The sequence below is a fragment of the Azospirillum sp. UFLA03-27 genome, assembly GCF_059803775.1.
Genome location: NZ_JAUQTX010000187.1, coordinates 1 through 13,982 on the forward strand (window position 1 = coordinate 1; position 13,982 = coordinate 13,982).

At 69.9% G+C, this 13,982-nt stretch carries 7 protein-coding genes; 2 read left to right on the forward strand and 5 right to left on the reverse strand.

Going from position 1 to position 13,982, the window contains the following annotated elements:
• Positions 1-4,380, reverse strand: a 4,380-nt coding sequence (locus tag Q4I23_RS23245; RefSeq protein WP_498527784.1) for a beta strand repeat-containing protein, incomplete at its 3' end; no start/stop codon positions are given.
• A gap of 505 nt (positions 4,381-4,885) precedes the next feature.
• Between Q4I23_RS23245 and Q4I23_RS23250 the strand changes: the two genes are divergently transcribed.
• Entirely contained in the window at positions 4,886-6,199 is a 1,314-nt protein-coding gene (locus Q4I23_RS23250) for a tetratricopeptide repeat protein (protein WP_454017462.1), read from the forward strand.
• A 19-nt stretch (positions 6,200-6,218) separates the two neighbouring features.
• Here Q4I23_RS23250 and Q4I23_RS23255 read toward each other — a convergent pair whose 3' ends face one another.
• From Q4I23_RS23255 to Q4I23_RS23265, 3 genes are read right to left on the reverse strand one after another with little or no spacing between them, the layout of a single operon-like run.
• The gene (locus Q4I23_RS23255) at positions 6,219-8,105 is read right to left on the reverse strand and encodes an O-linked N-acetylglucosamine transferase, SPINDLY family protein (protein WP_498527785.1); all 1,887 of its coding nucleotides are present in this window, start codon (positions 8,103-8,105) and stop codon (positions 6,219-6,221) included.
• 17 nt (positions 8,106-8,122) lie between these two features.
• Entirely contained in the window at positions 8,123-9,907 is a 1,785-nt protein-coding gene (locus tag Q4I23_RS23260) for a tetratricopeptide repeat protein (protein ID WP_498527786.1), read from the reverse strand.
• Positions 9,904-11,415, reverse strand: coding sequence for a tetratricopeptide repeat protein (locus Q4I23_RS23265; RefSeq protein WP_498527787.1), 1,512 nt, complete (start codon positions 11,413-11,415; stop codon positions 9,904-9,906). Before Q4I23_RS23265 ends, Q4I23_RS23260 begins: the two co-directional genes overlap by 4 nt.
• A 138-nt stretch (positions 11,416-11,553) precedes the next feature.
• On the opposite strand from Q4I23_RS23265, the gene Q4I23_RS23270 reads away from it, so the two are divergent.
• Positions 11,554-13,494, forward strand: coding sequence for an O-linked N-acetylglucosamine transferase, SPINDLY family protein (locus tag Q4I23_RS23270; protein WP_498527788.1), 1,941 nt, complete (start codon positions 11,554-11,556; stop codon positions 13,492-13,494).
• Here the strand turns inward: Q4I23_RS23270 and Q4I23_RS23275 are convergent.
• On the reverse strand, positions 13,475-13,966 hold the full coding sequence (locus Q4I23_RS23275; RefSeq protein WP_498527789.1) for a glycosyltransferase family 9 protein: 492 nt from the start codon (positions 13,964-13,966) through the stop codon (positions 13,475-13,477). The genes Q4I23_RS23270 and Q4I23_RS23275 overlap by 20 nt on opposite strands.
• Between the last annotated feature and the right edge of the window lie 16 nt (positions 13,967-13,982).

Genomic DNA, 13,982 nt, shown 5'->3' on the forward strand with positions numbered 1-13,982 from the left:
CGTGCCGGTGAGGGTCGGCGTCGTGCTGTTGCTCAGCGCCGTCGTGACGGTCGGAGCGTTGGGCGGGGTGGTGTCGATGGTCAGCGACTGCGTGCCAGGGCCGGACACGTTTCCGGCGGCGTCGGTGGCCGTCGCCGAGACCGGGTTGGCGCCGTTGGCGTTCAGGCTCAGCGACCCGGCGGTCGGCGTGTCGGTGGCGAGGTTGATCGACCAGTTTCCACCCGTCGCGGTGGTGCTGTAGGTGGCCCCACCCACCGTGACGGTCACCGTGCTGCCGGCCTCCGCCGTGCCGGCCAGGGTCGGGGTGGCGCTGTTGGTCAGCGCCGCCGAGGTCACCGACGGAGCGGTCGGAGCGGTGGTATCGACCGTCAGCGTCTGCGTGCCGGGAGTGGACGTGTTGTTGGATGCGTCCGTGGCGGTGACCGAAACCGGGTTGGTTCCGTTGGCGTTCAGGCTCAGCGACCCGGCGGTCGGCGTGGCCGTGGCGAGGTTGATGCTCCAGGTCCCGCCCGTCGCGGTGGTGCTGTAGGTGGCCCCACCCACCGTGACGGTCACCGTGCTGCCGGCCTCCGCCGTGCCGGCCAGGGTCGGGGTGGCGCTGTTGGTCAGCGCCGCGCTTGTGACGACCGGAACCGCGGGAGCCGTCACGTCGGCCACGTTGACCACCGCGCTGACGCCGGAGATGGTCGCGCTTCCGGTGGCGCCGCCGCTGTCGGTCAGGCCGGCGATGGCCACCGTGCGGTTGCCCAGCGTCGCCATCGCGCTGGTGTTCTTGTAGGTGACGCCGCCAAGCAACGCGTTCATCTGCGCGTCGCTGCGCTCCAGCCCGCTGACCGTCACCGTAGCGACGCCGCCGACCACCGACACGGTGACGCTGGCGTTGCCGCCCGCAGCGCCCAGGCCGGTCAGGGTGGCGGTGGCGCCGTTGGTCAGGGCGACATCCGTGCCGCCGATGGTCAGAACCTCGGTGGCGTCGACCACGCCGCTGACGGTGAACACCGCGCCGCGGAAGCTCTGCCCCGCCTCCACCGTGGAGGCCGCCACGCCGCTGAACAGGCTGGTCGACGCGTCCACCCCGACGCCGAAGGTCTTGCTGCCGCCGGTCGCGGTCAGGGTCGGTACGGCGTCGACGGTGATCGTCACGGTGGCGCTGCCCGTGCTGTAGGCGTCCGTGCTGGTGTCGGCGGTACCGCCCGCCGTGCCGCTGGTCAGGTCCCACGCCTTGAAGGTCAGGCCGCCGGTGTCGGTGTTGGTGAAGCCCGACCCGCTCGGCACGAAGCGCACGCGGTCCGACCCGGCGAGCAGCAGCGCCGAGCCGTTGGACGAGCCCGTGGGAATGTCCGTCCAGGCGCCGGTGCCGACCTTGTACTGCCAGGTGCCGTTTGTGTTGGTCACCCCGGTGACGGCGATGCCCAGCGGAACGACGGTGACGAGCGGGAACGGGCTGTTGTATTCCGCGTCGGTGGCGGTGCCGGCGGAGGCCAGCAGGGCGGTGACCGTCGTCCCGGTGTTGGCGGCGTCGGCGATGCCCTGGTCGATGGCGGTCAGGCTGCGGACGTCGTTGGACAGGATCGGGCTGTCGTTGGCGCCGGTGAAGTTGAGGGTGAGTTGCTTCTCGACGGTCCGGTTGCCGTCGGAAACGGTGAAGGTGCTGGTGCCCTGCATCGGCCCGGCGGGTACGCCGTTGAGGAAGGCGGCGTCGAACACGTAGGCGTAGTGGCCGGTCTGGCTGTTGACGTAGGAGGTGCCGCCCGGCCCGGTGGACCAGGTGTCGTAGGTGACACCGTTGCTCAGCGTGACGCTGCCGTACTGGAGCGGGGAGGCCTGCGATCCGGCGATGGAGTAAGTCAGCGTGTCACCTTCCAAATCGGTCGCGGAGAGCTGTCCGTCGATCAGCGGGAAGGTGTCGTTGGCGGCGGTGTCGACGAGGGTCGGCGGGATGGTGGGGACGGCCAGGACCGGCGGAGCGTTGGTGTCGATGCGGTCGTTGTTCTGGCTGATCGGGGTGGTGTAGGGGGTGTTGGCGTTGCTGGCGCTGTCGACCAGGACGATGTTGACCGGGATGTCCTGGTTGGCGGCGAGGTTGCCGGTGCGCTGGCCGTCAGCGGTGACGGTGAAGGTGGCGGTGTAGGTGGTCGCGCTGAGCCGGGTCAGGTTGCCGAGCGCGAAGCCGTTCACCGTGCTGCCGTTGCCCAGCGTGTAGGTGTCGCTGTCCGACGCCACGGTGATGGTCACCGTCACCGTGTCGCCGACCTTGGCTGGTTGGTTGGGGATGGTGACGTTGGTGATCGACGGCGGCGTCGTGTCGGGCGCCGGGGTGCTGTTCGTCACGGACTGGTTGGTGACGCTGGCCGGAGCGTTGCTCGCGGTGTCGGTCAGGGTGCCTGTGCCCGGGTTGTAATCGAGCGTCACCGTCTCGCCGTGGGTCACCGCCGAGGCCAGGGTGAAGGTCAGCGTGGCGGTGCCGGACCCGCTGGCGTAGGTCGCGACACGGCTCTGGCCGGCGACCGTGACGGTCAGGCCGGCGGCGCTGCTCGCCGACATGGCTTCGGCGAAGGTCACCGTCAGCGTCGTGCCGTTCACCGCCGCCGAGGCGATGGTCGGCCGGTTCGCATCGATGCGATCGGCGCTCTGGCTGATCGCCGTGGTGTAGGGGGTGTTGGAGTTGCTGGCGCTGTCGGTCAGCACGATGTTGACCGGCACGTCCGAACCCGCCGCGACGTCGGTGCCGCCGCTGGTGACCGTGAAGGTGGCGGTGTAGGTCGTCGCGTCGACCTTGGTCAGGTTGCCGAGCGCGAAGCCGCCGACCGTGCTGCCGGTGCCCAGCGTGTAGGTGTCGCTGTCCGACGCCACGGTGATGGTCACGGTCACCGTGTCGCCGATCTTCATGACCGCGTCCGGGATCGACACCGCGGTGATCGACGGCGGTGTCGTGTCGGTGGCGACCGGCGGCAGGGAGACGTAGGTGTCCGTACCGCTCAGCGTCAATGTCTGATAGGGCGTGTAGATGGTCTCGACACCGGACACGAAGACGGTGCCGGCGGTATCGGTGATGGTCACCACATCGTTGCCGGTGCCGCCGATCACCGTTTCCAGCCCCTCGACCTGGACCGTGTTGCCGCCGGCGCCGAGTTGGATGACGTCGGTGCCCGCGTTTCCGACGATGAATTCGACGGCCGACACCGTCATGGTGGTGCCCTGGCTGGTGCGCACCGTCACCACGTCGGTGCCGGTGCCACCGATCACGGATTCCAGGGACCCCACTTGGATCGTGTTTCCGCCATTGGCGAGTTGGACGACGTCGGTGCCGAGCCTTCCGACGACGCCTTCGATCGCGGAAACCGCGAGAGTCATGCCATCGTTGTTGAGCGCGACCAGCACGTCGTCGCCGGAGGTGCCGATGATCGTCTCGAGCAGCGACACCAGCATCGTACTGCCGGTCGTGTTCCAAGGGATCGGCCCATTGCCGACGACGGCCGTCCCGTCCCGGAGCGTCATGTTGACGACATCCTTGCCGCCGCCACCGATCAGGGTGCTGAGGCTCGCCACCGTGATGGTGTTGCCGACGTCGAGGAGGATGGCGGTGTTTCGGCCGCCGGTTCCGCCAACGATCGTTTCGATCGACGACACGGCAAGTGTGCCGGCAGTGGTCTGGAGATCGGCCGAGCCGGTCTTGAAGGACATCGTCACGACATCGTTGCCGCTGCCGCCCATAAGGGTCTCAAGGAAGGCGACGCCGATCGTGTTGCCGCCGCTGGCCAGATGGACGACATCATTAACGGAAGCGCTGGCGTTCCCCAGGACGATCTCGATGCCTTCCAGGAACATCGTGTTGCCGCCGGTGCCGCCTATGGTGGCGACAAGGTCCAGGCCGTCGGTCCCGATCAGCGTCTCCATCAGGGCCACCGCCATGGTGCTGCCGACGGAGCCTGCGGCGTTGATGTTGATGACGTCCTTGCCGGCGCTGCCGACCATCGATTTCAGATAGCCCACCGACATGGTGTTGCCGGTGGTGCCGGCGAGCGTGATGAGGGCGGTGCCGGTGTTCGTGCCGAGGATCGTCTCAAGCGATTCCACCACCATGGTGGCGCCGGTGGACGTCAGCAGGACCCGGTCGTTGCCGGAACCGCCGATCAGGGTTTCGAGGGCCTGGACGGTGATCGTGTTGCCGGCCGTACCGGCCAGCGTGACGACGTCCTTCCTGGTGCTGGGTGTGCCGCCGATGAGGCGATCGAGGTTGGAGACGGTCAGGGTCTGCCCCTGGGTGTTGAGCCGCACGCCTTGGGTGCTGCCGTTGCCGACGATCCCCGACCAAGCCTCCGTCGAGGAGAACACATAGTCCGAGCCGCCCGCGAGCGTCAGTGTTCCACCAGCAGCCATCTCATCCCTCTTGCATCGGCGTTTTTGGCTCCGCAGCCGTGGCAGCAAGAGCGTGGCAGTCTCCACAGACTGGCCACTACCTCTTAAAAGCGGGTAAATAAAGTTAATGCTTTATCGGAGTCAGCCTGCCCAAAACCCGAATCCCCGTGGTGGTATCGGTCCTGCCGGCCAAATCCAGCTTGGCGCGTTGACGACGCAGCACTTCAGCTTGACGGGACCGGATGGTTATGAATCACGATCATTTGCCCATGCCGCTCCTCACTTGTCGCTCTCTAGTTGATTTGTTCTGGAGATAGGCAATTCATTTTGTAACGGCGTATTCGTAAAAATGGCTATTGATTACAAAATGCATCAGTATGAATCCAAAGATTGCGTTCATGCGTGCGATTGCCCGGTCACGGCATCGTCCACTGGGGCGGGAGGTTGACAGTCATGCGATCAAACGAGTCTATGGTCGCAAGCGTGGTCTGGCGGTCCGGCCACGGCCAGCCGGGGGGGGACGGGGATGGATCATGCGCAGGCCACGACCAGTCTGGAGGCCCTCCTCGCGGCCAATCCCCGTGACGGCGCCGCCTGGAGCATGCTCGGCCACCTTCTGCGCCGTGCGGGAAAACTGGACGGCGCCATCGCCTGCCACCGGCGGGGCTTGGAGGTCGCGCCGGAGAACGCCAGCATCTGGAGCAATCTGGGCAACGCCCTGGTGGAGGCCGGCCGGTTCGACGAAGCTTTGGCCGCGCATGCGGAGGCGCTGCGGCTTGAACCGCAAGCCCCGGCCTTCCTCTTCAACAGCGCCGTGGCCCTGCGTAAGGCGGGGCGCTTCAAGGACACGCTCGCGATGATCGAGCGGGTGGCGGCGAACGGGACCGCCACGCCCGAGTTGCGGTGGGAGCGGGCGCTCGCCCGGCTCCAGATCGGCGACTACGTCCACGGCTTCACGGATTACGAGGCGCGGCGCGGGCTCGCCGCCTATCATGGCCGGCCACCTTCGGAACAGGCCTGGAACGGCGGATCTCTGGATGGGCGCACCCTGTATCTGTTCACCGAGCAGGGATTCGGCGACGCCATCCTGGCGGCGCGCTACGTGCCGCTGGTCAGGGAGCGGGGCGGCCGGGTGCTGTACGACTGCCATCCGGAGTTGCGCCGGGTGCTGTCGGGGCTGGGCGTGGACGCCGTCCTGCAACCGGGAGCCCCGCCGCCGGCCTTTGACGTCGAGGCGTCACAAATGAGCCTGCCGGGCCTGTTCGGTACCACGCTGGCCTCGGTCCCGCCGCCGGTGCCCCTGACCGTTCCGGACTCGTCCCGCGCGAAGGCCGCCCATCGGCTCGGCGCGCGGGAGCCGGGCACGCTGCGCGTCGGGATCGTGTGGTCGGGGCGGGTGACCTTCGGCGACAACGGCCGACGCGCCACCAGCCTCGCCCGGTTCCTGCGCTTCGCCGAGGTGCCGGGCGTGCGGCTGTACAGCCTTCAGAAGGGGCCGCCCGAGGCCGAACTGGCGGACAGCGGCGTCGCCGGACATCTGGTGACACCGCTCGGCCCCGACCTGGACGATTTCGCCGACACGGCGGCGATGCTGGAACAACTCGACCTCGTCATCATGACCGACAGTTCGGTGGCGCATCTCGCCGGGTCCCTCGGCAAGCCGGTCTGGAACCTCGTGCAGCACGTTCCCTATTGGATCTACGGCTTTTCCGGTGATCGCACGCCGTGGTACCCGACGATGCGGCTGTTCCGCCAAGGCCCTGACCAGGATTGGGAGCCGGTGTTCGCCCGGGCGGCGGACGCCCTGCGCGAGGAGGTCCGCCGCCGCACCGGCCGGTGATACGGCCGGCGTCGGGCGCTCAGCATTCCGCCGCCGCGCCCCGATCACCCCCGAGCCAGAGCCTCCACATGTCGCGGTAGGCCGCCTCGACCGCTGCCGCGAAGCCGCGATGGTCGCTGAGCGCCGAGCGTTCCATCCGTTCCCTCATGCCGCGGCGCAGCGCGGTCAGGCGCCCGGTGTCCCCGGCCAGGGCGACGGCCGCCTCGATATACCCGGCCTCGTCCGTGGCGATGAAATCGGCCAGCCCGCATTGGGACAGCAGGCTGGCGCCCACCCGCGCAACGTGATGACGGCCGGCGAGCGTGACCACCGGCACCCCCATCCACAACGCCTCGCAGGTGGTGGTGGTGCCGTTGTAAGGGAAGGGATCGAGGCCGATGTCGATCCGGTCGTAGGCCTGCAGGTGATGATCGATCACATCCATCGGGGGAAGCAGATCGACACGGCCGGGGTCAACGCCGTTGCCGGCGAACTGCCGGAGATAGCGTTCCCGCGTCGGCGTGTCGGCGAAGGCGCGGCTTTTGAGGATCAGGCGGGCGGACGGCACGCGCGCCAGGATGGCCGACCACACCCGCACCACCTCCGGCGTCACCTTGGCGGCATTGTTGAAGGACCCGAAGGTCACGAAGCCGTTGGCCAGCGCCGGCGGATCGTCGCGAGGGGTGACGAAGCGCAACGGCTGGAAGGCGAGAAACCCCTTGGGCAGGCGGACCAGCCGCTCGGCGTGCCAAGCGTCGGTGAGGCCGGGCGGGTCGGCAACCGCGTCGGTCAAGCGGTGGTCGATCGCCGGCATGCCGGTGGTGTCGGGATAGCCCAGCCAGGCGACCTGGATCGGGGCCGGCTTGCGAGCGAACAGCAATGGCCGGCTGTGCGCCGTGTGGCCAGCCAGATCGACCAGGATGTCGATGCGGTCGCGCTCGACCAGCGCGACGGCGGCCGTGTCGTCCAGGGCGGTCAACGACCGCCAGCCGTCGGCCAGACTCCTCATGCGTTCGGTGATCGCGTCGTGATGGTTCGAGGTGGCGTAGCAGAACACCTCGACCGCACCGCGGTCGTGCTCGCGCAGCAGGGGCTCGATGAAATGGGCGCAGGCGTGGGCGCGGAAGTCGGGCGAGACGTAGCCCACCCGCAGCCGGCGGCCGGGGTTGCGATCGTTGAGGTATCCCCGGTCCAGCGGCATCAGCGGGCGGGCGTGCCGCTCGTTCCAGTGCGCGTGGGCGCGGGCGATGACCTCGGGCGGCACCCAGGGCGTGTAGTGCAGCGCGAACAGCAGGTTGGAATGGAGCAGGGCCAGATCGGGATGGCGTTCGACCCCGCTTTGGAAGACCGCGATGGCCTCGGTGATCCGTCCTTGCTCCTTCAGCGCCTCGCCGAGGTTGACGACGGGTTGCGGCAGGTCGGGCTGCGCCTGCATCGCCATCCGGTAGCAGTCCACGGCGCGGCTCGACTCCCCGAGGTCGCGGTGGACGTCGCCCATGTTGCTGTGGGCCCCGCCCATGCCGGGCTTCAGCCGCACCGCCCGGCGGTAGGCGGCGATCGCCCGCTCGGGCTGCCGCTCCGTCTTCAGGAGGTTGCCGGCGTTGAACCAGGCGTCGGCGTAGTCCGGGCACAGGGACAGCGCCACCCGCACCGCCGCCAGCGCCTCCGCCGGCCGATCGAGGTCGGCCAGCGCGCAGGAGAGGTTGCTGCGGATCGGCGCGTCGTCTGGCAGCGCCTCGACGGCCCGGCGGTAGCAGGCGGCGGCCTCCTCCCACCGCCCCGTGCCGCGCAGCAGGATGGCCAGATTGTTGTTGGCGTGGGCGTGTCCGGGATCGTCGCGCAGGATCGCCCGGTAAGCGGCCTCGGCATCGGCGTGCCGGCCCGCCCGGTGATGCTCCAGGGCGGCGGCGAAGCGTTGGAGCGCCATTCCGGCCGGGTCCTCCATCAGCGCAGGCCCGTGTCGTCGAGGATGGCGAGCAGCCGGTCCGCCGCGCGGCTCCAGGGGAAGCGTTGCACCAGATGGTCGCGGGCCGACGGATGGCCGGTGTCGTCGCCGCGGATGATGGCGGTCAGGATGTCCGCCGCCGCGTCCTCGTCCGGGTCCCACCAGTCGAGCCCGTGGAACGGCGGGTAGGCCTGCTCGCTGTAGGGCAGGCGAGCGGGGCGGACAGCCGCCGGGATCAGGCGGGCCACCCGGTCGTCGAGATAATCCACATAGGCCGAATGGCGCGGCGCGATCAGGCTCAAGCCCATGGCACCCGCCTTGGAGAGGGGAAGGTCCCAGCCCTCGCCGTGCGACATGCTCCAGTAATGGTTGGCCGCCCGCATCAGCCCCGTCATGTCGGCGTCCGACAGGAGCTGGTTGATCAGCACCACCGGCGCCGCGTCGGCCATCCGCTTTCCGACGGCGGCCTCCGTCCGCCGGACCAGATCGCCGAGTTCCGCACCGAACGCCGGGTTTTTTCCGTTGCCCAGCTTCAGGATGAGCACCGCATCGTCGGCGGGCGCCGTTCCGCGCAGCCAGACCCGCAGCAGCCCGTCGATGTTCTTGCGGGGAATGAAATCCGAAACGTTGAGGAAACGGTGCCGGTAGCTGGAAACCCGACGCCCGCGCGTATCGACCAGGGTCGGCACGGGGCCGTCGGCGGCGCTGTCCTCCGGGTCGACCCCCAAGGGGCAGACCCGGAGGCGATCCTCCGGAAAACCCTGCGCCGCCCAGGCCGCACGGGACGATTCACTGGGCACGATGATGAGGTCGCTGTGCTCGCTCTGGCGCCGCCATGCCGGCGGTATCCGGGTTCCCTCGAACATCGTGAAGGTCACCGTCGCCAGGCCGGGCACCCGCTCGACCGCCAGCGGGATGAGGAAGTTCACCAGGGCCTTGGCGGGAGCCGGCGGGCCGAGATCCTCCTCCCAGGACTCCGGACCGAAGATCCCGATCGCCTGCAGGGGCACGGTCCGCCGGCGCAGCGTCCGGATGAAGCGCTGGCAGAAACGGCCGTAGCCCGTGGCGCTTGTGAAGGCCCCCCGGACCGCCAGCCCCGATCCGGATACGTGCGCCGCCGATCCGATGACGCGGTAGCGCGTGCAGCGCGTCAGACCATTGGCCGCGTGGGAGGCGGTCGGGTCGAGCCGGAGCGCGCGGCCGAAAACCCCGGCGGCCTCGTCCACCCGACCGAGCCGCAGCAGCGTTTCGCCAAGCTGGACCTGAGCGACGGCGCCCTCGGGCGCGATGGCGACGGCCCGGCGCAAATCCCGGGAAGCCGCCGCCAAGTCACCGGCGAGCATCCGGATCAGGCCGAGATTGTGCCATTGCACGCTCGGGCCGGGATCGAGGCGCGCGGCGCGCAGCAGGAACCGGGCGGAACCGTCCAGGTCCCCCATTTCCTGCGAAACTGTGCCCAACCGGCTGCAGACGGCCGCGGACTCCGGCTGCACCGCCGCCAGAGTGCGCAGCGCGCGGGCAGCAGCGGGCCACTCCCGGCGGTGTTGCAGGACGATGCAGAGGTTGGTCAGCGCGGCGGCGTGACCCGGAACGATGCGAACCGCGTCGCACAGCGCCTCCCTGGCGGCGCCGTCCTGGCCGGTCGAGAACAGCGCGGCGCCGAGCAGGTTGAGCGCATCGAAACGCCCCGGCTCCACCGCCAGCACGGCCCGGCAGGCGTCGATGGCCTCCGTCAGCCGCCCGGCGCCGTAAAGCCGGGACGCCCCTTCGATCCTGTCCGTCATGACACCCCCACGGCGCGGCGGGCGACCACGGCGGCAATCTCGGCAGCGATCCGGGCCATCACCCCGTCCCAATCGTTGCGGCGCGTCATGCGGAACAGCCGGGTCTGCGGGTACCAGGGCGTGTGGTCGGGGAGGCGCATCCAGCGCCAGTCCCCCAGCCACGGCAAGGCGAGGAACACCGGACGCCCCATGGCGCCGGCGATGTGGCCGACCACGGAATCGCAGGCGACGATCAGGTCCATGCCCTCAATGATCGCGGCGGTGTCGACAAACCCCTCATCCTCACCTTTTCCATCCCGGTCCGGCAGCGAGACGATTCCCAGCCGGTCGTCGGGCCGCTCCCATTGGCCGGGTTCGTCCGCCTTTTGCAGGCTGTACAGCCGCACCCCGGAAAGGTGCGACAAGCGCGCGAAGCGTTCCAGCGGAATCGAGCGGTCGGCCCCCGCGGCGCGCCACTGGATGCCCACCCGGAAGTCGCCCGGCCGCCCCGCCTCGGCGATCCGCCGGCGGCAGAACGCCGCCCGGTCCGGATCGGCCCGCAGGTATGGAACGCCGCCGGGGATCGTCGCCACCGTCGTCCGGCAGCGATTGGGCAGGCTCATCAGGGGCAGGAGGCAGTCGGCCTCGGGAAGCGGTTCGCCGCGCGCCACCAGCGCGTCGATGCCCGGAACGCCGGCGAGGAGGCGCTTGAGAGGCGGTTGGCATTCGAAAATGGTGCGGGCGCCCATGGCCTTGAGCACGGCCATGTAGCGGATGAATTGCACGGTGTCGCCGAGCCCCTGCTCGAAATGGACCAGGATGGTCTTGCCGTCAAGCGGGCCGCCGTCCCACAGCGGTGTGCCGGGACGGTCGCGGTTCCATTGCCAGACGGCTTGGCGGGTGCGCCATTCATACTCGGCCGTGCCCTCCGCGAAGTTTCCGGTGGTGAGCAGGCTGACGCCGAGATTCTTGTGATGCTCGGCGGAGCCCGGCTCAAGCCGGACGGCCCGCCGATAGCTCACGGTGGCGTCCTCCGGCCATCCTTGCGACAGGAACGCCGCGCCCCGGTTGTTGTTGGCCGCCGCCGCGCCCGGTTCCAGCAGCACGGCCAGCCGGTAGGCGGCCTCGGCCCGTTCGGGCTCGTCCACGGCCATCAGAGCGTTGCCGAGGCTGAACGCCGCGTCCGGGTAACCGGGCCGCAACGCCACGAGACGGAGAAGCGGCGCCACCGCCTCCCCGGTCCGTCGGCATTCGATCAGCAACGACGCCCACTGGAACAGCGTGTCGGCGTCGTCCGGGCGCAGGCGATGCGCGACCCGCAGCGCCACCGCCGCGCCGTCCCCGAGCCCCAGGCCGCGCAGCACCAGCCCCAGGACGAACCAGACCACCGGATGCTCCGGCCGGATCGCCGCCGCCGTTCGGAAGGAGCAAGCCGCCGCCTCCAGTGATCCGGCGTCGACATGACGCAGGCCGGAGCCGAAGCACCGGTCGAACGCTTCGCCGGACCCGTCGAACGTCGCCTCGATCACCCACCCTCTCCATCCAATCGGTCGACCCGGCAAATGGGTTTGGAATTGCCGCGCCCGATGGTAACCCTTTGCCCGATGATTTCACGCTTAGCACGCCTCCATGATGGTCCGGGAGGGGCGGCGGCACCGAGGGGAAGCATGAGCACGGCCCGGCATTTCGCGTCCCCCGCCGAAGCGCTGGGCTACGCCCTGACGCTGCATCAGAACGGCCGGCACGCCGAGTGCAGCGCGGTGTGCCGCGCGATCCTGGCGGTCAAGCCGGACCATCATGGCGCGTCCTTCCTTCTCGGCGTCGCCGCCTTCACGCTCGGTCGGATTGAGGAGTCGCAGCGCCACCTCGCCGTCACCATCGCCCTGAAGCCGGATCTGGCCGACGCCTGCTTCAATCTGGCGCTTCTGCTGCGCCGCCGGGGCCGTCTTGCCGAGGCGGCGGCGCTTCAGGCTCGGGCGATCCGGCTGGCTCCCGGACAGGCCGATGCCGGGCAGAACAATGCCGGACTGATCACCACCCTGGGCGAAATGCTCCGCGAGCTGGGTCGGATCGCGTCGGCCCGCGCCGTTCTTCGCCGGGCGGTCGCGCAGGCCCCGGACGACGCCGAGGCGTGGCGCGAGTCCGGCCACGCGCTGCGCGATGCGGGCGAACCGGGCGCGGCGGCCGTCGCCTACGGGCGGGCGTACCGGCTCGACCCCGGCCGCACCGAATCCCTCGGCGACCGGCTCCATGCCGCCCTCTCTCACTGCGACTGGAGCGGGTACGACGCTCTGTGCCGGGAGGTCCTGGCGGTCATCGACAGCGGCCGGGGCATCGCCCTGCCGCTGCTCACCCTGCTGATCGACACGAGCCCAGCGCAGCAGGACCGCGCCGCCCGCCATTTCCACCGCGCGGTGGTGCAGCCGGCGGCTGTCCCGCAAGCCGCCGCGGCGGTCCCTGTGGCGCCCCCCCTCGGCTCCGATGGCCGGCTCACCGTCGCCTACCTCTCCGCCGACTTCCACGAGCACGCCACCGCCTATCTGGCGGCCGAGCTGTTCGAGTTGCACGACCGCGACCGCTTCCGTGTCGTCGCCTGTTCCTATGGTCCCGACGATGGCGGCCCGACGCGCCGCCGCCTGGAGGCCGCCTTCGACGCCTTCCACGACATCCGCGGCTGCGATGCGGAGCAGGTGCAGGCGATGCTCACGGCCGAGGGTGTCCACATCCTGGTCGATCTGAAGGGCTACACGCGGCACGTCCGCTTCGACCTGCTGGCGCGCCGGCTGGCGCCGGTCCAGGTCGCCTATCTCGGCTATCCCGGGACGATGGGCAGTGACGTCATGGATTATGTGATCGGCGACCGCTTCGTCACGCCTCCGGAGCATCAGCCGCACTATCGGGAGCGGCTGGTCATCATGCCGGACTCCTATCAGGTCAACGACCGGCGCCGGCCGCTGGACGCGCCCTTGCCGGACCGTGCTGCCTGCGGCCTGCCGCCGCACGGTTTCGTCTTCTGCGCGTTCAACGCGCCGTTCAAGATCACCCCGTCGCTGTTCGGGCTGTGGATGCGTGTGCTGGCGCGGGTGCCGGGGAGCGTGCTGTGGCTGCAGCACCCCGGCCGTGAGGGAGCGGACAACCTGCGGCGCGAGGCGGCGCGGCGCGGAGTCGATCCCGGCCGTCTGGTTTTCGCCCCCCACAGGCCGCAGGCCGAGCATCTCGCCCGCTACCGCTTGGCCGACCTGTTCCTCGACAGCTTTCCCTACACCGGCCACACCACCGTTTCGGACGCCCTGTGGATGGGCCTGCCGGTGGTGACGCGGATGGGCGACACCTTCGCGTCGCGCGTCGCCGCCGGCCTGCTGAACGCCGCCGGCCTGCCCGAGACGGTCACCACCAGCTTCGACGGCTACGAGGCGCTGGCGGTGCGGCTGGCCAGCGATCCGGCGACGCTCGCCGGCTACCGCCGCCGCCTCGCCGCCGCGCGGGCGACGGCCCCGCTGTTCGACATCCCCCGCTTCACCCGTCACCTGGAGCGCGCCTACCGGACGATGTGGGACCGCCACGCCGCCGGCCTGCCGCCCGCGTCCTTCACGGTGCCACCCTTGTAGCCACCAGCCGTTCCAGCGCCGCCCGCACCTCGGAGACGACGGACGTCCAGTCGCCCGGCGCCGCCTGACGGAACAGGCGCATGGTCGGATACCAGGGGGAGGTGTCGCCGCGCTCCAGCCAGCGCCAGTCGGCGATGTCCGGCAGCAGCGTCCAGACCGGCCGGCCGAGCGCCCCGGCCAGATGGGCCGGCGCCGTGCAGGAGCTGATGACGAGGTCGAGGTTTTCCATGATCGCCGCGGTGTCGGCGAAGTCGGCGATCTCCGCGCCGAGGTCGATGAAGGACGGTGGCAGCGGTCCGCAGGTCTCCAGGTCCCTCCGTCCCGCCCCCTTCTGCAGGCCGAAGACCGCGACGCCCGGAACGTCGAGCAGCGGCCGCAGGGCGGCCAACCCCGGCGAGCGTCGGCGGTCGTCCTTGAATTCGGGGTTGCCGGCCCACACCAGCCCCACCCGCAGCCCCTGTCTCTTATACACATCTCCGAGCCCACGA